Here is a 23,177-nt window from a genome sequence, read left to right as displayed (position 1 = left end):
TGCCAATTTTAAAGATTTATAGTCATTTTTAATTGTCGAATTTTTACTCGATTTAGGATGTTTTGAGATGTTAAAAACCACCATCATCGGCGCAAGCGGCTATACCGGAGCAGAACTGGCTCTTATGGTGCACAAGCACCCTGAGCTCACGCTATCAGGTTTATACGTTTCAGCCAACAGCGCTGATGCAGGAAAGTCTATTGGTCAGTTACACGGCAAGCTAACAGGTTTGCTCGATTTGCCAGTACAACCTTTAGTGGATGTTGAGAAAGTGGCACAAGAGAGTGACGTAGTCTTTCTCGCGACTGCACATGAAGTCAGTCACGATCTTGCTCCTGTTTTTCTGGCCAATAACTGCCAAGTTTTCGATCTTTCTGGTGCTTACCGTGTAGATGGTGAAAGTTTCTATACTCAATACTATGGTTTTGAACATCAGCATGCTGATTGGCTAAAAAAAGCAGCTTATGGCTTGGCCGAGTGGAACCTAGAAAACATCAAACAGAGTCAACTGGTTGCTGTAGCTGGTTGTTACCCAACAGCTTCTCAACTAGCGATTAAACCTCTGATTGAAAGTGGTTTACTAGATGTACAACAGTGGCCTGTTATCAATGCTACCAGTGGTGTTTCGGGTGCGGGTCGTAAAGCGACACTGACCAACAGTTTTTGTGAAGTGAGCTTGCAACCTTATGGCGTGTTTAACCATCGTCATCAACCAGAAATAGCCACTCACCTTGGTCGTGACGTGATATTTACACCGCATTTGGGTAATTTTAAACGCGGTATTTTAGCCACTATCACGATGAAGCTGGCACAAGGTGTAACCGCTGAGCAAGTGAATCAAGCATTCACTCAAACTTACCAAGGTAAACCTGCTGTACGTCTGCGCTTGGATTCTTTACCACGTATCCAAGACGTTGAATTTACTCCGTTCTGCGATATCGGTTGGAAAGTGCAGGGCGAACATATCATTGTCGTTTCAGCAATCGACAATTTATTAAAAGGTGCATCGAGTCAAGCGATGCAGTGTTTAAACATTCACTACGGTTTCGATGAGCTTACAGCTCTGGTGTAAGGGTTATATATGACGGATACAAAACTAGATCCATTGGTGATTAAGTTAGGCGGCGCAGCTCTGTCTTGTTCAGAGACGCTAAGTAAGCTTTTTAGCGCAATCGCACAGTATCAAGCCCAAGCTCAGCGACGAATTGTTATCGTTCACGGTGGCGGTTACCTTGTGGATGAACTAATGGCTAAGTTGCAGTTACCAACCGTTAAAAAAGACGGTCTACGTGTAACGCCTTACGACCAAATTGGCGTGATTGCTGGTGCTCTAGCAGGCACAGCGAACAAGATGCTGCAAGGTCAGGCAATTAAAGATGGCTTAAACGCTGTGGGTTTATGTTTGGCCGATGGTGGTTTATGTGTTGTAGAAGAGCTGGATCCTGAATTGGGTGCTGTCGGTAAATCAACGGCAGGTGATGGCACTGTTACTAAGCTTCTGCTTGAAGCCGGTGTCGTTCCTATTATCAGCTCGATTGGTCTGACAAAAGACGGTCAAATGATGAACGTAAATGCTGACCAAGCGGCAGTCTCTGTTGCCAGCGCACTGGATGCAGAGTTAGTCCTTTTATCTGACGTGAGTGGTGTACTGGATGGCAAAGGTCATCTGATTGCATCCCTTGATGAGTCAAAAGCAAAAAGCTTAATTGAAGGTAAAGTGATTACCGACGGCATGATCGTAAAAGTAAATGCTGCATTGGATGCCGCGAAAGAGCTTGGTCGTCCGATTGAAGTGGCGACATGGCGTTACCCAGAAAAGCTTGCCAAGTTATTCGCAGGTGAAAGTATCGGTACTCAATTTTTACCTCAGTAATCAATTAGATATAGCTATTAAACAACAACGGATTTAAAACGGTTAGTTAACGTTGTTGTTTAAACAAAAGAATGTTTAAACAAAAGAATTTAAAGGAATCCTGAGCCCTGACCGCCAAGTGCAGAGCCAGAAATTTGGAGATATAAAATGAGCAAAGTTCAAGTCAAAAAAGTTGTCGTAGCCTACTCTGGCGGTCTAGATACATCTGTAATCATTCCATGGTTGAAAGAAAACTATGGCTGTGAAGTAGTGGCATTCGTTGCTGATGTTGGTCAAGGCGCAGAAGAATTAGTTGGTATCGAAGAAAAAGCTATCGCTTCTGGTGCATCAGAGTGTTACGTCGTTGACCTGAAAGAAGAGTTAGTAAAAGACTATATTTACCCAACGCTAAAAACAGGTGCATACTACGAAGGTAAATACCTACTAGGTACTTCTATGGCTCGTCCTGTGATTGCAAAAGCGCAAGTAGAAGTAGCACGTAAAGTAGGTGCAGACGCACTTGCTCACGGCTGTACTGGTAAAGGTAACGACCAAGTTCGTTTCGAAGGTGCATTTGCAGCACTAGCACCAGATCTACATGTTATTGCTCCTTGGCGTGAATGGGATCTTGTTAGCCGTGAAGAGTGTCTTGACTACCTAGCAGAACGCAATATCCCATGTGCAGCATCACTGACTAAAATCTACTCTCGTGATGCAAACGCATGGCACATCTCAACAGAAGGTGGTGTGCTGGAAAGCACTTGGAATGAACCAAACGCAGATTGCTGGGCGTGGACTGTTGACCCAGAGCAAGCGCCAAATGAAGCGGAATACGTCACTCTGAAAGTGCAAAAAGGCGAAGTGGTAGCTGTAGATGGTAAAGAACTTTCTCCATACCAAGCGCTTATTGCTCTGAATGACAAAGGCGTGAAACATGGTATTGGTCGTATCGATATCGTTGAAAACCGTCTGGTAGGTATGAAGTCTCGTGGTTGTTACGAAACTCCGGGAGGCACGATCATGATGGAAGCGCTACGTGCAGTTGAACAACTTGTACTGGATAAAGCTTCATTTGAATTCCGCGAAGAAATCGGTATCAAAGCTTCTCACCTCGTTTATGACGGTCGTTGGTTCACTCCACTACGTAAATCAGTGTTTGCTGCGGCAGATGCACTAGCAGAAGACGTTAACGGTGAAGTGGTGATCAAGCTTTACAAAGGCCAAGCAACTGCAACACAAAAACGTTCTGAAAACAGCTTGTACTCAGAAGAGTTTGCAACCTTCGGTGCTGATGAGGTTTACGACCAAAGCCATGCAGGCGGCTTCATCCGTCTTTACTCTTTGGCTAGCCGTATCAAAGCATTGAACGAAGCTAAGAAGTAATCCCTAAGCTCCCGTCAAAGGGAGCAAAAATAGAAACAAAAAAAAGGATCGCTCAAGCGCGATCCTTAATTATAAAAAACACTTAAACACTGGCAGAAATGAAGTATTCTTTGGTCAATAAACCAAGGAATTAGATGCAGGAGAAGCACAATGGCATTATGGGGCGGAAGATTTACCCAGGCAGCAGATACGAGATTCAAAGAGTTTAATGATTCATTGCGCTTTGACTACCGATTGGCTGAGCAAGACATTGTGGGTTCTATTGCATGGTCTAAAGCATTGCTTTCTGTAAACGTATTGAGTGAAGACGAACAGCAAAAACTTGAGTTGGCATTGAATGAACTCAAGCTTGAAGTCATGGAAGACCCAGAGCAGATTTTGCGTTCAGATGCTGAAGATATCCACTCATGGGTAGAGCAGCAACTGATCGGTAAAGTCGGTGACTTAGGCAAAAAACTTCATACTGGCCGTTCACGTAACGACCAGGTTGCGACTGACTTGAAACTTTGGTGTCGTCAGCAAGGTCAGCAGCTGCTTATCGCACTTGATCGTCTACAAAGTAAAATGGTTGCAGTAGCAAGAGAACATCAAGGCACTGTGCTGCCGGGTTACACGCACTTGCAACGTGCCCAGCCTGTGACTTTTGCTCACTGGTGTCTAGCTTATGTTGAGATGTTTGAGCGTGATTATTCACGTGTGAGTGATGCAATTAAGCGTCTTGATACTTGTCCTCTAGGCTCTGGTGCTCTTGCTGGTACAGCGTATCCAATGGATCGTGAAAAGCTGGCACATAACCTTGGCTTCCGTCGTGCAACGCGTAACTCTCTTGATTCAGTATCAGACCGCGATCACGTGATGGAACTGATGTCAGTCGCCTCTATCTCTATGCTGCACCTTTCTCGTCTGGCTGAAGATATGATTTTCTACAATTCAGGTGAGTCTGGTTTTATCGAGTTGGCGGATACTGTGACTTCAGGTTCATCTTTGATGCCACAGAAGAAAAACCCAGATGCGCTTGAACTTATCCGTGGTAAAACCGGCCGTGTTTACGGTTCGTTGGCGGGCATGATGATGACAGTTAAAGCGCTACCGCTGGCGTACAACAAAGATATGCAAGAAGACAAAGAAGGTCTGTTCGACGCTTTGGATACTTGGAATGATTGTATGGAAATGGCGGCTTTATGTTTTGAAGGCATCAAAGTGAACGGTGAACGTACACTAGAAGCGGCGAAACAAGGCTATGCTAACTCAACAGAACTGGCGGACTACTTAGTTGCGAAAGGCATTCCATTCCGTGAAGCACACCATATTGTGGGTGTCACTGTGGTAGCTGCCATAGCGAAAGGATGCGCGTTGGAAGAACTGACTCTAGAAGAGCTGAAAGCCTTCTCACCAGTGATTGAAGACGACGTGTATGCGATTCTGACCATTGAATCCTGTTTAGAAAAACGTAGCGCTCTGGGTGGTGTCGCACCGCATCAAGTCGCTTACGCAGTAGAACAAGCTGAGTTGCGTCTATCTAAACGAGATGCTACATCTGTTAAGGTGCGTCCTGCTCGTCTAACAGACATCGAAGCTTTAGAAGGCATGGTAACTTACTGGGCGAATATGGGTGAAAATCTGCCGCGTTCTCGTAATGAAATTGTGCGTGATATTGGCTCATTTGCTGTGGCGGAACATAACGGAGAAATTACAGGTTGTGCTTCCCTCTATGTTTATGACTCTGGCTTAGCTGAGATTCGCTCACTCGGTGTGGAAGCGGGTTGGCAAGGTCAAGGGCAGGGTTCGGCGATTGTTCAATACCTAGTAAGTAAAGCTCGACAAATGGCGATCAAGAAAGTGTTCGTACTGACTCGTACCCCTGAGTTCTTTATGAAGCTAGACTTTATTCCAACGTCAAAAACGTTGTTGCCTGAGAAAGTACTGAAAGATTGCGAGAAGTGTCCTCGTCAACATGCTTGTGATGAAGTTGCGCTTGAAGTGAATGTTTCAGAACAGCTAATTACTAAGATGAAAGTTGCATAAGCTATTGAATATTAAGTCTGGAAAATAAGATCGAAAAAAGATCAAAATTTTCTGGAACCAATCAGAAAAAGCACGGTCTACTTTAATACCACTGCTTTTTCTTAGAAGAATCTAAGAGAGCCCTAAAACAATTATTGATTTTAGGGCTTTTTCTTTTTCTGGAGGAATCATTTTTCCCTCCGTCACCATGCCCTGACTAGCGGATGTTTCTGCAAAAGTGTTTAATCTTCTTTCCCTTGCCGCTTTCGCCAAGGAAGAATGACGAATTTCATCCATAGGTGTAGAAAAAGCAGAGCGTTGAAAGCAAAGCCTGCGATTATCAGCGCGATAGATTCAATACTGCGTGGATCTTGCTTAAAGAAGAAAAACCATACCACCCAGCAAAGCACAGACAAAACGGTGAGCTGATCCATGCAGCGCTGGCATTTACCTATCTTCTTCCAAAACCAATTTTGTTGGCAGTTACTGCAAGCCATCTCTTTCACCCTAAAGAAATTATCGTATCGAGTTTAACCTCATTATCGTTATATAGATTAAATTAGTCACAAAATCTTTGATAGTCCCAATCAGTTGATGTTATGGTTTTGATAGTTCAATTCTATCGGGGTGAATAATGAATATTCGGGACTTTGAATATTTGGTTTCGTTGGCTGAGCACAAGCATTTTCGTAAAGCAGCGGAAGCGTGTTTTGTCAGTCAGCCAACATTAAGTGGTCAGATTCGTAAATTGGAAGATGAACTGGGCACGGTTTTACTGGAACGAAGCAGTCGACGGGTACTTTTTACTGAGTCTGGTCTGCAGTTGGTTGATCAGGCAAAACGCATCTTAAGTGAAGTAAAAACTTTCAAGGACATGGCGAGTAAGCAGACTGGCGCAATGACGGGGCCGATGCATATTGGCTTTATTCCGACTCTTGGACCTTATTTGTTGCCTAGGATTGTGCCATCTCTGAAAGAGCATTTCCCTGAACTGGAGCTTTTTCTGCACGAAGCTCAAACTCACCAGCTTGTGCAGCAGTTGGAAGATGGTAAGTTGGACTGTTTAGTTCTGGCTGCGGTAGATGAAACAGCTCAGTTTAAAGAGATTGATGTTTACGACGAACCCATGAGTATCGCTGTTCCATGTGACCATCCTTGGGCGGTTCGCGATGAAGTTGACATGTTAGACCTAAACGGTAAGACGGTGTTGGCGCTTGGCGATGGACACTGTCTGCGAGATCAGGCGTTAGGTTTTTGCTTTGCGGCGGGCGCAAAAGATGATGTTCGCTTTAAAGCCACCAGTTTAGAGACATTACGCAATATGGTTGCCGCAGGAGCGGGAATTACCTTGTTGCCAAAGCTTTCGCTGCCTAAAGAAAAAGTCAAAGACGGCGTTTGTTATATCAAAGCGGTAAACCCTGAGCCATCACGGCGACTAGTAGTTGCGTACCGACCAGGTTCACCGTTGCGTCAGCGCTTTGAAACTCTGGCTAAGTTGATGAAAGAAACCTTAGAAGCTCAAGTCTAACAGAATAAAAGCCATAAAAAAGAGGCCGTTAAGCCTCTTTTTTTCTTTTCGATGCAGCAGTGTTGTCTAGAACAACTCGTCGCCACCGCTATTTGAGTAAATATCACCAGATAGGCTTTCTTGAACGTACTCTTTTGGCTCAGTGCCTTTCAAGAAATACTCAAACATTGAGGTTTCATCCTGCTTGTTCGTTAGTAAGCCTGTATCTCGGTCAATACGCACACGAACAATATTGTTCGGTAATGCTTTCTCTTGTTCTGGTACACCTTCAAGTGCTTGGCTCATAAACTCAATCCATGCTGGTTGGGCCGTTTTCGCACCCGCTTCAGCACCAGCCACATCATCTTCGATGTTTGGATTTGGTATAGTCTTACCTAGGTTTCTGCTGTGTTCATCAAAACCTACCCAAGCAATAGCCACAATGCCCGGAGCATAACCGTTATACCATGCATCTTTAGAGTCGTTTGTTGTACCCGTTTTACCGCCGATATCTCTGCGTTTAAGTGCTTGAGCACGCCAGCCTGTACCATTCCAACCCGTTTTCTCAGCCCAGTTACCGCCACCCCAAATGTTGCTGTACATCATTTCGCGAACAAGGAATGCCGTTTGTTCGGAGATAACTTGCTTAGCAATGTGAGTTTCAGCGTCTTGTTCATCAAACTCATTTGTAGCTTTTGGACAGTTTTGACGACAAACAATCGTCGGTTCAGCTTCAAATTCTAATTCACCGTACGGGCCTTCTACTTTTTGAATGTAGTATGGCTCAACGTAGTAACCACCGTTGGCAAATACAGAATAACCTTGCGCCATTTTTACTGGCGTTAAACTGCCTGCACCAAGCGCAATGGTTTCAGATTTTGGTAGTTGGTCGATATCAAAACCAAAGCGAGTCAGGTATTGACGAGTATCTTCCAAGCCTACTTCACGCAACACGCGAACGGCCATTACGTTCTTAGATTGCGCTAAACCGATACGCACGCGCGTTGGACCTGTGTATGTTGGTGGTGAGTTCTTAGGACGCCACGCTGTGCCTTGGCTTTCGTCCCATTGGTTTATTGGCGCATCGTTGATGAGTGTCGCCAGTGTTAATCCTTTATCTATCGCTGCGGCATAGATAAACGGTTTAATGCTTGAACCAACTTGGCGTACAGATTGAGTCGCGCGGTTGAACTTGTTGTGAACAAAGTTAAAACCACCGACAAGCGCTTCAATCGAACCGTTTTCTGGATCCATAGCAATAAAAGCCGTGTTGGCATTCGGAACTTGGCTTAATTGCCAAACCGGACTCTCGGACTCATCTTCAGAGACTTTACGTACCCAGATTTGTTCACCAGCTTTTAGAATCTCTTTGGTACTGGTTGGAAGAGGACCTTGGCGATCGTCAGTAACAAAGCGACGAGCCCAGTTCATGTTATTCCAATCAATAGTGAATTCACCTTGGTTCTTAACCCAAACTGTTGCTGATTTTGCTTCAGTGTTCAGAACAACTGCCGGAGAAAGTTCACCATAAGTCGGTTCGTTTTTAAGATGTTCAACAATTTGCTCTTGAGTCCAAACCGCTTGGCCAGATTTCCACAATTCTTTTTCTGCTCCACGGTAGCCGTGGCGTTCATCGTAGGCAATCAGGTTATGAATTGCGGCCAAGTTAGCCGCTTGTTGGCGTTTAGAATCTACCGTAGTGTAAATGTTCATACCCGAGGTATAAGCATCTTCACCGTAGCGTTCAATCATCCACGCACGTGCAATCTCTGCTACATAAGGAGCATTAAGTTCGATTTCTGCGCCGTGATAGTTGGTTGGCAGAACTTCGGCACGAGCTTGTTCATACTGTTCTTGAGTGATGTACTTTTCAGAAAGCATACGGGTCAAAACCACATTGCGGCGGTTGGTTGCACGCTCTAAAGAGTAGATAGGGTTCATCGTTGATGGCGCTTTTGGCAGACCAGCGATAAGCGCTATTTCACCTAAGCTTAAATCTTTTACTTCTTTACCAAAGTAAGACTGCGCGGCAGCTCCAACACCGTATGAACGATAGCCTAAATAGATTTTGTTCAGGTATAGCTCAAGAATTTCTTCTTTTGATAACAGCTGTTCAATATGGATTGCGATAAAAATCTCTTTGATTTTACGCATAATTTTCTTCTCGTTAGACAAGAAGAAGTTACGAGCCAACTGCTGAGTGATAGTACTTGCACCTTGAGAAGCACTGCCTGATGCGACTACTGCAAATGCGGCACGGGTAATACCAATCGGGTCAAAACCATAATGGTCATAGAAACGAGAGTCTTCGGTTGCAATGATCGCCTCAATCAGCTCTTTCGGCATCTCTTCCAATCTAAGAGGAATACGACGCTTCTCACCGAACTGGGCTATCAGCTTGCCATCTTTACTAAAGACTTGCATTGGCGTTTGCAGCTTAACATCACGCAAAGTGGCGACATCTGGCAACTCTGGTTTTACATATAAATAGAAACCAAAAATTGTACTGACTCCAAGAGCTGTGCAAATCAATGAAAAAATTATTAAACGCTTTATGAACTTCACCGGAGAATCCCTGTTTAGTAGAGGCTGCCTTAATGCAAACCCTAGTACTCTAAGCTAAAAATTTAGCTCTCAAAAGTAGTTACCGCTTATTTCCCCATTTAATAGGCGTAATGAGCGGAGCTTTCTTATTGGAGTAGAGCTATATGGTTCAATCATTAGTTATGGGTGTCGATATCGGCCACCATAGTATTAAAGCAGTGGTCCTAAAACCTGCAGGCAGTAAGTATACGCTGTTAGGTTATAAGGAAATACGAATTGCTGACGATATTTTCGCTGATAACCATGCCTTGGTTTATCAGAAAATTGTAAAGAAACTCAAAGAACTAAAAAAGGGTTTACCTTTATTTAGTCGAAAAGTTGTTATTGCCATCCCCGATAACACTGTAATTAGTAAAGTATTACAAATAGATAGCGAACTTGAACTTAATGAACGCGAGTTCGCTATTCACCAAGCATTTTCTCATCAATCTCCTTACCTGATGGAAGAGGTCAGTCTGGATTTTATTCCAGTAATGAAGCATTCAACGCCTGAGGCAAAGATCAGTAAAAATAATATAGCAGCCTACCAAGTGTATGCCACTAAGCGAGACGTTGTAGAGAGCCGCGCCGTGGCTTTAGAAAAAGCGGGTTTCAAGCCGATTCTAGCTGAAGTGCAAACCCACGCTTTAGTCCAGTTGTGGCAACTTTTCAGTAAAACCTATGCTCGCACCGACTGGTTGCTGGTGGATGTTGGCCATACCCAGACCACTTTGTGTTTAGACTTTGCCAATAAAGCGCCTTTTTATAAGCAAATAGCAGAAGGTGTTTCTCAGCTATCGACTCAATCAGAGAATGAAGATTCTTTAGTCATAAAAGACAACGTCAATGAGCTGGTGGATAAGATCGCCAAGCAAATTCAACTGTTCATATCGGTTAACGGTGCAACAAGTCTTACTGGAATCTGGCTAACCGGTGGTGGGGCAAATATCGAAGAGATACAAAGCGCATTGATAGAGAAGGTCGACCTTATGTGCGGCGTGTTGGACCCGTTTAGCGTATTCCATGACAAAGTGAGTAAGCGTCACCGTTCAGCATTGCCGGTGGCGGCTTTTGCCACGGCAGCAGGGCTTGCGGCACGTGGGATCAATTGGTTGGAGGTTGAACATGCTGCATAACATTAACCTCCTTCCATGGCGAGATGCTCAAAAGCAAGCTCACAGGCAGCGTTTTATTAATATCTCTGTACTGGCGGTTGGTTTAGCTGTCGGTATGCAATGGACTGCTGGGTGGTATATCGATGATCAAGTGGCTCAAGAGAGAGGCCGTGTTGAGTTTTTGAATCAGCATCTCTCGGAACTGGATAGACAAATCAATTCCCTCGAACAGGTTGAGAAAGAGTATCAGGACCTGATGGTTCGTTTTGACATGGTTGAATCGCTGCAGAAAAAACGAAACAAAACTACTCAATTTATGGATCTGATCCCCCGACTCATACCAGAGGGGGTGTATGTAGACCAAATGAACATGAATGGTCACAGCATTGAGCTTAGAGGCATCAGTGACAGTACGGCTAGGCTGGCGACAATGTTGGATCTGTTGGAGAACTCTTCTTATATCTCGGATGTTGAAATGCATTCTATCGTGTCTGGCAGCTATCGATTTGGAAAGCAATTTCAGAGCTTTCAAGTGTCGTTTTCGTTCCATATAGAAGCAAGTGATATAGCACCTTTTAAGGAGGTGACGAATGGGTGACTTAAAAAACCTTGAGCTTGACGAAATATTGGATTGGCCGCGATTGCCACAGTTCGTGATGTTGCTGCTTGTCATGGTGCTGATTCAAGGTGCGGGATATTGGTTTTATCTTGTTCCCAAGCAGGATCATTTGAGCTCGCTCATTGAAGAAGAACAAACGCTAAAATCCACTATTCGCATAAAAGCTCATAAAGCTGCGACTCTGCCGCAACTCAAAGCTCAACTCGATGAGCTCTCAGAACGTTATGACTATTTGTTACAGCAACTGCCCGAGCAGAAAGAGCTGGCCAGTATGTTGGCGGCGGTGAATGAGTTGGGCATCAAGCATCAACTGAGTTTCAATCGGATGGATTGGGGTGAAAAAGAACAACAAGCATTTTTATATCGCCTGCCTTTGAATCTTGAGCTGACGGGTGAATATCATCATATTGGCCAGTTCTCACAAGCCATTGCTCAGTTGCCAAGGATTATCTATTTCGAGAACGTCGACTTTCAGCGAGCCAGTCAGGACAGCCAGAATTTGAGCGTCAATGTACGAGCCTTTACCTATCAGTATCAGCCTGATTTACCAGCCTCAGGAGGTCAGCAGTGAAGAGAGAATCCTGTTGTTGGATCTTGATGTGTGCGGGGCTGTTAGGGTGTCAGGCCAATGAAGATTCACTCTCAGACTATATCGAACAAGTCACGCTTCAAGCGCGAAAGGAGATCGTTCCACAGCAACCCATTGTACCTTTTGAAGCCTTTTTATACGTGAATACTAAAACTAGAGAGCCTTTCGATCTTCCAAGAGAAGCGGTGACTCAGAATCAGCCTAAAGCGAAAAAAGACTGTTGGCAACCAACGCCGCGTAAGCAAAAGGATCCATTAGAAAGCTATGCCTTAAGCCAATTGAAGTTTAAAGGCGTAATGAGTAATGGCAAAAGTACGTCAGCACTGATCCAGACTCCAGAAGGAAAGCTGGCGTCCATAGCAAAGGGTCAATACATCGGTATCAACCATGGAAAAGTGTCTGAGGTCACCAAGCAGTACTTGTTAATCAAAGAGACTTTGCCAGATGGCTTAGGGTGTTGGAATCAGCGCAGCATCAAGCTGGCTCTGAAGTAGATTGTGGAGAAAACGATCATGAATAAATGGCTTCAAATAAGGCGTCACGCTATCAGGCGTATGTTAGTAACCCTATCTCTTTGTCTTGCCCCTGCTGTCATGGCAAGTAGTGGTAATGCGATTCCAAACCAACTCAACAATATTGATTTCAAAATTAATGCAGATAAAGCTGCGGTGATCATCATTGAGTTAGCCTCTGCATCGTCAGTGGTGGATATGTCAAAGAGCGATCAAGGTTTAAACATTGAACTGCTTAATACACAAGTTTCAAACGATAAACTGTTTGTTCTAGATGTCTCTGATTTCGCGACGGTTGTAGAGACAATTGAAGTATTTCGCCAGCAGTCGAATGGCCTTCTCGAAGTGAAGGTGAAAGGGGACTACCAATACGACTACCAGCTAAATAAGAATGTATTAGAGGTGGTGATCCGCAAGTCTGAGCCACAACCGAAACAAGAGCAGAAATTTTTGTTAGAACAAGACAACAAGCCAATTTCGTTTAACTTTCAAGATATCCCAGTTCGCAATGTATTACAGCTTATAGCGGACTATAACGATTTCAATTTGGTCGTTTCCGACTCGGTAACGGGCAATATGACATTGCGGTTGGATGGAGTGCCTTGGAAAAAAGCGCTCAATATCATTCTTGAAGCGAGAGGTTTGGACAAACGAATTGACGGTAACGTCATTTTGGTTGCCCCAAAGAGCGAGCTTGATTTGCGTGAGCAACAAGAACTTGAGAAGGCACGAATGGAAGAAGCGCTGGGTGATTTGCAGTCCGACATCATTAAAATCAGCTTTGCCAAAGCGTCAGATATTGCAGAAATGATTAATGGCGAAGGGACGCTAAGTATGCTTTCTGAAAGAGGCTCAATCAGTATTGACGAAAGAACCAATGCGCTGTTGATTCGCGAACTACCAGAGAACATTACGGTTATTCGAGACATTGTAAAGTCTTTGGATGTGCCGGTGAAACAGGTTCAGATAGAGGCTCGTATAGTGACGGTTAATGAAGGTGACCTAGAAGAGCTTGGGGTTCGTTGGGGGTTTACCTCAACCAATGGCAGCCATACTGCTGGAGGCAGTATTGAAAGTAACCTGTTTGTCTCGGATCTGTATGATTCTGGTGATGGTGAAGGTGGTGACAGCGGAAAAGGTATGGTTCCGTTAGACGATTTTCTGAATGTGAATTTAGCCGCGACAGCTGCTGGCGCATCGAGTATTGCTTTCCAAGTCGCCAAGTTAGGAGCTGACACTCTGTTGGACTTAGAGCTTTCCGCACTTCAGAGAGAGTCTAAAGCCGAAATTATTTCCAGCCCGAGACTGATTACTACTAATAAGAAGCCTGCATATATCGAACAGGGAACGGAATTACCTTACTTAGAAGCCTCTTCCAGCGGTGCGACCACCGTTTCGTTTCGTAAGGCAGTGTTGAGCTTAATGGTGACGCCACAAATAACACCAGATAACCGTTTAGTTCTCGACCTCAGTGTGACTCAAGACCGTGTAGGAGATGTCGTAAAAACAGGTACAGGTGAAGCGGTTGCCATAAATACTCAAAGAATCGGTACTCAGGTATTGGTCAACAATGGTGAAACAGTCGTATTGGGGGGTATTTTTCAGCACAGTCTAACCAACTCGGTAGAGAAAGTGCCTTTATTAGGTGATCTTCCGCTATTAGGTGCTTTATTTCGTCGAAGCTACGAAAAAATGGGGAAAAGTGAACTATTAATATTCGTTACGCCTAAGGTCGTTATTCAATGACTTATCGCCTTTATTCATTATCAAAGAAAATTAAAGTTGCATTAGTGCCACCAGATCTAGATAATTTCGGGTCTTATCACGAAATATCTGTGAGGAATAGGTGCCACAAGCATTCCTATCGTTGACTTATGTCCGGCGAATTTTGTGGCGATGTCATTGAATTAACGTTGTAAATTACTGCTAAACATGGCTGAGAAACGCAATATTTTTCTTGTCGGTCCTATGGGCGCCGGCAAAAGTACAATTGGTCGACACCTAGCTCAACAACTGCATATGGAGTTTTTAGACTCTGATACAGTGATCGAAGAGCGCACTGGTGCGGATATCGCATGGGTATTTGATGTTGAAGGTGAAGAAGGTTTCCGCAAGCGCGAAGAAACTGTGATTAACGATCTCACCGAACAACAAGGTATCGTTTTAGCGACGGGTGGTGGCTCAGTATTGAGCAAAGAAAACCGTAACCGCCTATCTGCACGTGGTATTGTCGTATATTTAGAAACCACCATTGAAAAGCAACTTGCTCGCACAAACCGCGACAAAAAGCGTCCCTTGCTGCAAACGGATAGCCCGCGAGATGTTTTAGAAAGTCTCGCTGATGATCGTAACCCACTGTATGAAGAAATCGCGGATATTACCGTGCGTACAGATGATCAAAGTGCAAAAGTGGTAGCCAACCAGATCGTAAAAATGCTAGAAGAACATTAATTTGTTCTTTTTATTGGAGTGCAGACCATGGAACGGATCACGGTCAGCTTAGGTGAACGTAGCTACCCAATCTCAATTGGTGCCGGATTATTTAATGATCCGGCTCTTCTTTCTCTTTCCCCAAAACAAAAAGTCGTTGTCATCACTAACCATACAGTGGCGCCATTGTATGCGGATAAGATCACAGCGTTACTTGACCAGAAAGGTTGTATCAGTTCAGTTCTAGAACTGCCTGACGGTGAAAAATACAAAACCTTAGAAACGTTCAATACGGTTTTGAGCTTCCTGCTTGAGCATAATCACAGCCGAGATGTTGTTATTATCGCTTTGGGTGGTGGTGTTATTGGTGACCTTGTTGGTTTTGCTGCGTCTTGTTACCAGCGTGGTGTCGATTTTATTCAGATACCGACTACCTTGCTTTCTCAAGTGGACTCTTCTGTTGGTGGTAAAACCGCAGTTAACCATCCTTTGGGTAAAAACATGATCGGTGCGTTTTACCAACCGAAAGCGGTCATCATTGATACAAACTGTCTTGCCACTCTTCCTGAGCGAGAATTCGCCGCAGGCATGGCTGAAGTGATCAAGTATGGTATCATCTACGACGAAGCTTTTTTCGTTTGGTTAGAACAACATATGGATGAACTCTATGCGTTGGATGAGCAAGCTCTGACGTATGCGATTGCTCGTTGTTGCCAGATTAAAGCAGAAGTTGTTGCTCAAGATGAAAAAGAGTCAGGCATTCGTGCATTGTTGAATTTAGGTCATACATTCGGTCACGCGATTGAAGCGGAACTGGGTTATGGCAACTGGTTACATGGCGAGGCAGTTTCTGCTGGCACTATGATGGCGGCGAAAACTGCCCAACTACAAGGTTTAATTACCGAACAACAAGTTGAACGAATCTTATCTATATTTAAAAGAGCAAAATTGCCGGTACAAACCCCAGAAAGTATGTCTTTCGATGACTTCATGAAACATATGATGCGCGATAAGAAAGTACTCGCGGGTGAGTTACGTTTGGTATTACCAACCAGCATTGGTAGTTCTGACGTAGTGAAAGGCGTGCCGGAAACCATTATTGAGCAGGCGATCGATTATTGCCGCACCTTATAGCGGGGTGCTTACTTTAGGGTAATGCTGTTTCCTTTAGGATGAACGATGAATTTGGCACATGTATTGGAGTTAGATTCTCAGACCGAGTTACTGGAGCGTTTGCAGCTTCTTACTCGTTTTAGCTCAAATTTAATCAATGTTTGTGGCAACCAAGGTGCAGGTAAATCTTGGTTGGCGCAGCGTTACCTTGAAGCGTGGGCAAATGACAAGAATCAGTCTTTGCTCATGTGCCATCCTAATCAAAACGACGAACAACGCCGTACTACCATTCTCTCTCAGCTTAGCTCTGAATCTCTGTTCAATCCAAAAGACTCTCTTGTCGAAAGTTTTTCACACCTGTTCGATCAGACGCAATGCGATATCGTGGTTGTGATCGATGATGCTCACCTGTTATCTGAAACTTTAGTTTCTGAATTGTGGATGTGGATCTTAGAATCTCAAACCAATCCATTATGGACAGTGAACGTCGTCTTGTTTGCGCAGTCTACCGGTTTAGATGCCGTTCTAACGCGTTTAAGCTACGGACAGGAACACAAACCTGTTGATTTAGAAGTTGAACTTTTAAGCCGTGACGAAGCAGATCGCTTGTTTGAACAACGAGTGATGCGTTATGTTGATGATGAATATGAACGCCGTGTAAGAGCTGCTTATAAAAAAGTGAAAAACTTACCGGGAGAGATAATGGCGCTGGGAGAACAAAAAATGGAAAAACGTATTGTGATTCGTTCAATCATTGGCTCGCCAATGAAAGCGGCGCTGCTGGTACTGGCACTGATTTTATTGATTGGCGGTGGCTACTGGTGGTGGTTGTCACAACCTTCTCCAGACGACAAAGCGCAGCAAATGACACTGTCAAAAGAACAAACCGTTATTCCTACGCTGAATGAAGATAGTCAAAATGCGGACACAAGCAACGCAGTGGTAGACCCCAACACATTAACTCAAGTAAGCAATGGTGTTACCGATGATTCTTCTGCACTACCGCCTGATGTCGTCGAAGTAAAAGAAGGCGTTGGTATGTCAGACAGTGACCAGCAACGTGTTGTGATTACTTCTGACGTTGTTGATGCGCTGTTAGAAGGCAAACCAGAAAACGTCGATACCTCTAAGATTGATAATCTGGTGGAAGAAAGTGCGGTTCCTCAAACTTCTGTCTCTCAAGCGACTGAGGCTGCAACACCATCACAGACAGTGGATATTGAACAGCCTAAACCAACTGAGTCTCAAGTCGCACCCGCAGCAGAGATTCCACCTGAAGTGAAAATTACCTTCTCGTTTGCACGTGAAGAGCTCAAAGCGATGTCTCCTCGTAGCTATACTTTGCAATTGGCTGCGGTAAATTCACTTCCTGATGCGCAGCGCTTTATCAATCAGTACCAGCTACAAGGCAAAGTCAATGTTTACCCGACATTAAGAAATGATGTGGAATGGTACATCATTACTTACAGCAACTATCCAACCATCCAGTTGGCAAGAGATGCGGTGGAAACCTTGTCGAAACCTTTGCAACAACTTGGTCCTTGGGCAAAATCTTTAAGCCAAGTGCATAGAGAGATAGATCGTGCGAAATAAACCTGAGCTCATTGATAAAATGTGTTACATTTCGCAGCCTTATTTTTGTGGTAAAGAATTAGAGCAGTAGATGAAAAAGCAGCGTGCCTTTCTGAAATGGGCTGGTGGTAAATATGGCCTAGTCGAAGACATACAACGCCACTTACCATCTGCTGAAGAGTTGGTCGAACCATTTGTTGGTGCTGGTTCTATATTCTTGAACACAGAGTATAAGCACTATCTGTTGGCAGATATCAACCCAGACTTGGTTAATCTCTACAATCTGTTGAAAGAGAATCCACAGTACTACATTTCAGAAGCCAAACGTTGGTTTGTGGCTGAGAATAATCGCAAAGAGTTCTATCTCGATGTTCGTTCACAGTTTAATCGTACTGATGATGTTCTTTATCGTTCACTGGCATTCTTATATATGAATCGTTTTGGTTTTAACGGTCTTTGCCGTTACAACAAAAAAGGCGGATTCAACGTCCCATTTGGTTCATATAAAAAGCCTTATTTCCCTGAATCAGAACTGGAGTTCTTTGCTCAGAAAGCGCAGAGAGCCACCTTTATCTGTGCAGGCTACGAAGAGACATTTCGTAAAGCTGCTAGCAACAGTGTGATTTATTGCGATCCACCATATGCACCATTATCAAACACGGCGAATTTCACCTCTTATTCAGGTGCCGGTTTTACGTTAGATGACCAGGCTGCTTTGGCGGATATCGCTGAGAAAACCGCGACAGAACGTAATATTCCAGTCTTGATTTCTAACCACGATACAATTTTGACTCGCCGTTTGTACCACGGTGCCCAGCTAAATGTAGTTAAAGTGAAGCGTACCATTAGCCGCAACGGTTCTGGACGTAACAAAGTGGACGAGCTGCTGGCTCTGTTCAAAGCGGGTTCTTAACGGTCGTAATTCGCTGTTAAAAGCAAGGGAAGATTTCCTTAGACGATTCTTCCTTAAGTCTCTTCCTGATACATCTCTTCTTCGATAAACGAAAAAACCTTAACGCTAGGATCTCCAGCCTCCCTTAGGTAGAATGACGCACACATTGTGTTCAGCTTCCATTCAATAAGCCTAAGAGGTCAGGTATGAACGATTTTCTCATTGCTCCATCCATTCTTTCCGCAGATTTAGCTCGTCTGGGAGAAGATGTCGAAAAAGCACTCGCAGCGGGTGCTGACGTTGTGCACTTTGATGTGATGGATAATCACTATGTACCTAACCTGACTTTTGGTGCTCCGATTTGTAAAGCTCTGCGTGACTATGGCATTACCGCGCCAATCGACGTGCATTTGATGGTGAAGCCAGTCGACCGCATCATCCCTGATTTTGCTAAAGCGGGCGCATCGATGATTACTTTTCATGTGGAAGCTTCAGAGCACGTTGACCGTACACTGCAACTGATTAAAGAACACGGCTGTAAAGCGGGCGTGGTTCTAAACCCTGCGACATCGTTAAGCCACTTGGATTACCTGATGGATAAAGTGGATATGATTCTGCTCATGTCAGTAAACCCTGGTTTTGGCGGCCAGTCATTCATTCCTCATACTTTGGATAAACTGCGCGCGGTGCGTAAGTTGATTGATGAAAGTGGCCGTGACATTCGCCTAGAAGTGGATGGTGGCGTGAAAGTGGATAACATTCGTGAAATCGCTGAAGCAGGCGCAGATATGTTTGTTGCTGGCTCAGCTATTTTTGACCAACCAGATTACAAAGCAGTCATTGATGACATGCGCGCTGAACTGGCTCGTGTTGAAAAATAATTATTAATACAAAGAGAAAGTTAGGGAAGTAGATAGTGAACCAAATTAAGCTGATAGCTTTTGATTTAGATGGCACTTTATTAGATAGCGTTCCAGATTTAGCCGTTGCAGCAGACCAAGCTGCACAAGCGTTAGGTTACCCTGGTGTCACTGAAGTTGAAGTGAGAGATTACGTTGGCAACGGAGCTGATATTCTTATCGGCAGAACTCTGAGCCGCAGCCTAGTGATCGATCCTGAATTGGATAAAGATGTACATGCAAAAGCTCGTGAGCTATTTGATGATTTTTACGAAAAAACAGGGCACAAGCTAAGTCACCTTTACAGCAATGTAAAAGAGACTTTGGCGTCTTTGCATCAAGCAGGTTTCACTTTGGCGTTGGTTACCAATAAACCATCAAAGTTTGTTCCTCATGTTCTGGAACAACACAACATTGCTCAGTACTTTACTGACGTGATAGGCGGTGACACTTTCCCAAATAAAAAGCCTGACCCTATGGCTTTAAACTGGCTTTTGGAAAAGCACCAAGTTGATGCTCGCCAAATGCTGATGGTAGGCGACTCTAAGAACGACATTCTAGCGGCGAAAAACGCGGGCTGTGCTTCATTTGGTTTAACTTACGGTTACAACCACGGTGAGCCGATTGCGAATGCTAAGCCAGATTTTGTCGCTGATGATATTGCACAATTACTCGATATCGTTGCAGTTTCAGCATAAAAACCATTTTCTAAACTAGAAAAATACTCGTTAATGAGTACACTGCTAAATCGCGCTGAAATAATCGGGCATAGACCGAATCAGCGCATTAGATTGTTAGACCTTTATTCTTATTAGTAACAAGGAAATCATACCCATGAGCAAACCCATCGTATTGAGTGGTGTTCAGCCATCCGGCGAACTAAGTATCGGTAACTACTTGGGTGCTCTACGTCAATGGCAACAAATGCAAGATGACTATGATTGCCAATACTGCGTTGTTGATTTACATGCAATTACGGTTCGCCAAGATCCTAAAGCACTGCATGAAGCAACTCTGGACGCGTTGGCGATTTGTTTGGCAGTTGGTGTTGATCCGAAGAAGAGCACGCTTTTTGTTCAGTCTCACGTACCGGAGCATGCTCAACTTGGTTGGGTATTGAACTGCTACACTCAAATGGGTGAGCTGAGTCGTATGACTCAGTTTAAAGACAAATCAGCACGTTACGCTAACGATGTGAACGCTGGTCTATTTAATTACCCAGTGCTTATGGCTGCGGACATTCTGCTATATGGTGCGCATCAAGTGCCGGTAGGCAGTGATCAGAAACAACACTTAGAGTTGGCGCGTGATATTGCAACGCGTTTTAACAACATCTATTCGCCAGAAGCGCCAATCTTCACAGTACCAGAGCCTTACATCCCAACGGTCAATGCACGTGTGATGAGCTTGCAGGATGCGACGAAGAAAATGTCTAAATCAGACGATAACCGTAAAAACGTAATTACTCTGCTGGAAGACCCTAAGTCGATCATCAAGAAGATCAACAAAGCACAAACCGATACAGAAACACCGCCACGTATTGCACACGATGTGCAGAACAAAGCGGGTATTTCTAACCTTATGGGCTTGTACTCTGCAGCAACAGGTAAAACTTTTGCTGAGATTGAAGCAGAGTATGCAGGCGTTGAAATGTACGGTCCGTTTAAGAAAGATGTCGGCGAAGCTTTGGTTGCTATGCTTGAACCTGTGCAGTCGGAATATGCACGTATCCGTAACGATCGCGAATACTTAAACAGTGTTATGCGTGATGGCGCGGAAAAGGCGTCGGCTCGTGCACTACAAACGCTGAAGCAAGTTTACGAAGCTGTTGGTTTCGTTGCGCGCCCATACTAATTTCATGTTGCACCGATAATCGGTTTCAATATCAGAAGGCCAGCATTTGCTGGCCTTTGTTGTATCTGACGTATCTGGATTACTCTTTAGTTCGAGTAATTCCGGCGGCTTTGAGAATGTACTTCTCATAAATAGGCTCGCTGGTGCCTTTTTTAACTTTGTAGAGGAAGTATTTCTCATAAGCAATTTTCGCAATGTGTACCCATTGTCCCATTGAGGTCCAGTTGGTATTACGCGGAGGGTTCTGTGGAAGAGCAATGAACGCAGCGCCTTTATCGCCCATGTCTGCCAAACACAGAGCATTCAACGTAGGTTTGGTATGCATTTCTTCGCCTCGTTCTAGGCTAAGAATGTTTTCGACAATGGCTGTGGTCATCGATTCAATCATAAAACCGGTCTTTGGCGCGCCCACTGGCACGGGCGTTTCTTCCAATGGTGGAATCGCAACGCAAACACCAGCGGCAAATATCTCAGGGTAAACAGGGCTGCGCTGGAATTGATCCGTAATAACGAAACCTTTCGGATTACACAGTTCAGGAACAGCCGCTATAGCTGGAGAACCTTTAAATGGAGGTAAGAACATCGCCATGGAGAAGGGGAGGTTATGCTCGAAATCCACTTCGCCTTTGCGGTTGAGTTCTTCGATATGTGCCATACCCGATTCAAATTCTTTGACCCTAGAGTTACATATCCATTTGATTCCGCGTTCACGGAACTCATGCTCCATAAGCGCTTTTGAGTCACCGACACCACCCAATCCCATATGACCAATATAAGGTTCGCTGGTCACAAAGGTAATGGGTATTTGATCTCTGACTTTGAGCTTACGCAGATGAGTTTCCAATGAAAGAATGTATTCGTATGCAGGGCCGAAGCAGCTTGCCCCTTGTAATGCACCAACAAGTACAGGGCCGGGATTTTTAACCAACTCTTCTAATGCCTGATGTGATTTCACAGCATGGTCGACAGTACAGATCGAATGAGTAAATCCGTTGTCCGGTCCGGCACCTGTTACGGCTTCGAATGCCAACTTAGGCCCAGTACAAATAGCCAGATAGTCATAGCTGTATTCATTACCGTCACCTGTGATTAAGCGTTTCACTTTCGGTAAGATCTCTGCAACCCCAGAGGTATTGAATGGGATATTGAATTTATCCACATAAGGTCTGAGATCGAGTACGACCTGTTCTTTTTTTCTTTCGCCTAACGCAACCCAAGGGTTTGATGGAATAAAGTGAAACTCTTCACTTTCATTAATGATCATAACTTCATGGTCTTTGGGCAACTTTTGCCTCAGTTCATACACGATTGACATACCGCCTAAACCAGCACCGATAACTATTGTCCTTTTCATGCTCTCGCTCCTTCATTTAATTAGATTTATCTAATTTAATGTTAGCTAATTAATATTGAGAGAGAGTGGAATTGTTCAAAAAGTGTGCGCAGAGAGCGATTCTTCATGTAACAGGAGTAAACTTATTGATTGAATCTTAGCAATGGATTCGTAGAATGCGGGGTGTTTTCATTGCAACAGATATCTGGGCTTATGCTACTCATCATCGATAACTACGACTCTTTTACCTATAACTTGTACCAATATTTCTGCGAGCTTGGTGCTGACGTGAAAGTTGTACGCAATGATGAGATTACCTTAGAACAAATTGAAGCTTTGAAACCTACCCATCTTGTTATCTCTCCAGGGCCTTGTACGCCAAATGAAGCTGGCATCTCTTTAAAAGCGATTGAATACTTTGCTGGAAAATTACCGATACTGGGTGTTTGTCTTGGGCACCAAGCGATAGCACAGGTTTTTGGTGGTGAAGTGGTTCGTGCTCGTCAAGTGATGCATGGGAAAACCTCCCCGATTAAACATACGGGTAAAAGTGTCTTCGCCGGTTTGAATAATCCTCTTACCGTTACTCGTTATCACTCTTTGGTCGTGAAAACAGATTCTTTACCAGAATGTTTAGAATTAACCGCATGGACTGAGCTACCTGACGGTAGTTTGGATGAAATCATGGGCTATCAGCATAAGCACTTACCGATTGATGCAGTTCAGTTTCATCCTGAATCGATCAAGACAGAGCAGGGCCACGAGCTACTTGCCAATTTCCTGCGTCGCTAGAACCTGATACTGGCAAGTGAAACTATTTGTCGCAGATTGAGGGTATTTCTCAGGTCTAATTACTGGGCAATAGTTATATCTGGAGCAATTACTGCTGTTGTACAAATTTTTGGTAGCAAATAAGTAAA

21 protein-coding genes are annotated in these 23,177 nt (G+C 44.2%); 18 read left to right on the top strand and 3 right to left on the bottom strand.

All coding sequences use genetic code 11. From position 1 onward, the window contains the following. Window positions 1–67 precede the first annotated feature (67 nt). The 4 genes from argC (at window position 68) to argH (ending at window position 5,260) form a co-directional block, all read left to right on the top strand. Window positions 68–1,072, top strand: coding sequence for an N-acetyl-gamma-glutamyl-phosphate reductase (gene argC / locus ACRQQK_RS14925; RefSeq protein WP_457512685.1), 1,005 nt, complete (start codon window positions 68–70; stop codon window positions 1,070–1,072). A gap of 9 nt (window positions 1,073–1,081) precedes the next feature. Further along, the gene (argB, locus tag ACRQQK_RS14920) at window positions 1,082–1,873 is read left to right on the top strand and encodes an acetylglutamate kinase (RefSeq protein WP_102941201.1); all 792 of its coding nucleotides are present in this window, start codon (window positions 1,082–1,084) and stop codon (window positions 1,871–1,873) included. Window positions 1,874–2,020: 147 nt separating this feature from the next. Beyond that, window positions 2,021–3,235, top strand: a complete 1,215-nt coding sequence (locus tag ACRQQK_RS14915) for an argininosuccinate synthase (RefSeq protein WP_457512683.1) — start codon at window positions 2,021–2,023, stop codon at window positions 3,233–3,235. A gap of 150 nt (window positions 3,236–3,385) precedes the next feature. Further along, entirely contained in the window at window positions 3,386–5,260 is a 1,875-nt protein-coding gene (gene argH, locus ACRQQK_RS14910) for an argininosuccinate lyase (protein WP_457512681.1), read from the top strand. A gap of 221 nt (window positions 5,261–5,481) precedes the next feature. Here the strand turns inward: argH and ACRQQK_RS14905 are convergent, their stop codons facing one another. Then, on the bottom strand, window positions 5,482–5,736 hold the full coding sequence (locus ACRQQK_RS14905; protein ID WP_457512679.1) for a DUF3624 domain-containing protein: 255 nt from the start codon (window positions 5,734–5,736) through the stop codon (window positions 5,482–5,484). A 137-nt stretch (window positions 5,737–5,873) separates the two neighbouring features. Here ACRQQK_RS14905 and oxyR point away from each other — a divergent pair, with 137 nt between their 5' ends. Continuing rightward, the gene (gene oxyR, locus ACRQQK_RS14900) at window positions 5,874–6,767 is read left to right on the top strand and encodes a DNA-binding transcriptional regulator OxyR (RefSeq protein ID WP_457512677.1); all 894 of its coding nucleotides are present in this window, start codon (window positions 5,874–5,876) and stop codon (window positions 6,765–6,767) included. A 66-nt stretch (window positions 6,768–6,833) separates the two neighbouring features. Here the strand turns inward: oxyR and ACRQQK_RS14895 are convergent, their stop codons facing one another. Then, window positions 6,834–9,311, bottom strand: coding sequence for a penicillin-binding protein 1A (locus tag ACRQQK_RS14895; RefSeq protein WP_457512675.1), 2,478 nt, complete (start codon window positions 9,309–9,311; stop codon window positions 6,834–6,836). Between the two features lie 143 nt (window positions 9,312–9,454). On the opposite strand from ACRQQK_RS14895, the gene pilM reads away from it, so the two are divergent. The 12 genes from pilM to trpS all read left to right on the top strand — a co-directional run bounded on the left by pilM (window position 9,455) and on the right by trpS (window position 20,924). Continuing rightward, window positions 9,455–10,465 carry a type IV pilus assembly protein PilM gene (gene pilM, locus ACRQQK_RS14890; RefSeq protein WP_457512673.1) on the top strand — a complete coding sequence of 337 codons (1,011 nt, stop codon included), beginning with the start codon at window positions 9,455–9,457 and terminating at the stop codon, window positions 10,463–10,465. Further along, a complete protein-coding gene (locus ACRQQK_RS14885; RefSeq protein ID WP_457512671.1) occupies window positions 10,455–11,042 on the top strand; it encodes a PilN domain-containing protein in 588 nt (195 codons plus the stop codon). The genes pilM and ACRQQK_RS14885 overlap by 11 nt, the downstream gene beginning before the upstream one ends. Beyond that, entirely contained in the window at window positions 11,035–11,634 is a 600-nt protein-coding gene (locus tag ACRQQK_RS14880) for a type 4a pilus biogenesis protein PilO (protein WP_457512669.1), read from the top strand. The genes ACRQQK_RS14885 and ACRQQK_RS14880 overlap by 8 nt, the downstream gene beginning before the upstream one ends. A 26-nt stretch (window positions 11,635–11,660) precedes the next feature. Further along, window positions 11,661–12,146 carry a pilus assembly protein PilP gene (locus ACRQQK_RS14875; RefSeq protein WP_457512838.1) on the top strand — a complete coding sequence of 162 codons (486 nt, stop codon included), beginning with the start codon at window positions 11,661–11,663 and terminating at the stop codon, window positions 12,144–12,146. A gap of 18 nt (window positions 12,147–12,164) precedes the next feature. Then, complete coding sequence (locus tag ACRQQK_RS14870) at window positions 12,165–13,910, top strand: type IV pilus secretin PilQ (protein WP_457512667.1); 1,746 nt, start codon at window positions 12,165–12,167, stop codon at window positions 13,908–13,910. A 186-nt stretch (window positions 13,911–14,096) separates the two neighbouring features. Continuing rightward, on the top strand, window positions 14,097–14,615 hold the full coding sequence (gene aroK / locus ACRQQK_RS14865) for a shikimate kinase AroK (RefSeq protein ID WP_102962856.1): 519 nt from the start codon (window positions 14,097–14,099) through the stop codon (window positions 14,613–14,615). A gap of 27 nt (window positions 14,616–14,642) precedes the next feature. Beyond that, window positions 14,643–15,728: a 3-dehydroquinate synthase gene (gene aroB / locus ACRQQK_RS14860; RefSeq protein ID WP_102962857.1), complete on the top strand. Its 1,086-nt coding sequence runs from the start codon at window positions 14,643–14,645 to the stop codon at window positions 15,726–15,728. A gap of 45 nt (window positions 15,729–15,773) precedes the next feature. After that, window positions 15,774–17,300: an AAA family ATPase gene (locus tag ACRQQK_RS14855; RefSeq protein WP_457512665.1), complete on the top strand. Its 1,527-nt coding sequence runs from the start codon at window positions 15,774–15,776 to the stop codon at window positions 17,298–17,300. A 70-nt stretch (window positions 17,301–17,370) separates the two neighbouring features. Beyond that, a complete protein-coding gene (locus tag ACRQQK_RS14850; RefSeq protein ID WP_457512663.1) occupies window positions 17,371–18,192 on the top strand; it encodes a Dam family site-specific DNA-(adenine-N6)-methyltransferase in 822 nt (273 codons plus the stop codon). Window positions 18,193–18,377: 185 nt separating this feature from the next. Next, on the top strand, window positions 18,378–19,052 hold the full coding sequence (gene rpe, locus ACRQQK_RS14845; protein WP_457512661.1) for a ribulose-phosphate 3-epimerase: 675 nt from the start codon (window positions 18,378–18,380) through the stop codon (window positions 19,050–19,052). Window positions 19,053–19,087: 35 nt separating this feature from the next. Continuing rightward, entirely contained in the window at window positions 19,088–19,768 is a 681-nt protein-coding gene (locus tag ACRQQK_RS14840; RefSeq protein ID WP_457512659.1) for a phosphoglycolate phosphatase, read from the top strand. Window positions 19,769–19,904: 136 nt separating this feature from the next. Continuing rightward, on the top strand, window positions 19,905–20,924 hold the full coding sequence (gene trpS, locus ACRQQK_RS14835) for a tryptophan--tRNA ligase (protein WP_457512657.1): 1,020 nt from the start codon (window positions 19,905–19,907) through the stop codon (window positions 20,922–20,924). 79 nt (window positions 20,925–21,003) lie between these two features. Here trpS and ACRQQK_RS14830 read toward each other — a convergent pair whose 3' ends face one another. Further along, the gene (locus tag ACRQQK_RS14830) at window positions 21,004–22,278 is read right to left on the bottom strand and encodes an NAD(P)/FAD-dependent oxidoreductase (protein WP_457512655.1); all 1,275 of its coding nucleotides are present in this window, start codon (window positions 22,276–22,278) and stop codon (window positions 21,004–21,006) included. A 192-nt stretch (window positions 22,279–22,470) separates the two neighbouring features. Here ACRQQK_RS14830 and ACRQQK_RS14825 point away from each other — a divergent pair, with 192 nt between their 5' ends. Next, complete coding sequence (locus ACRQQK_RS14825) at window positions 22,471–23,049, top strand: aminodeoxychorismate/anthranilate synthase component II (RefSeq protein WP_457512836.1); 579 nt, start codon at window positions 22,471–22,473, stop codon at window positions 23,047–23,049. Window positions 23,050–23,177: the final 128 nt, after the last annotated feature.

The organism is Vibrio sp. C8 (assembly GCF_054051265.1).
The sequence above is the reverse complement of the archived record's forward strand: the minus strand, read 5'-3'. Positions and strand labels throughout refer to the sequence as shown.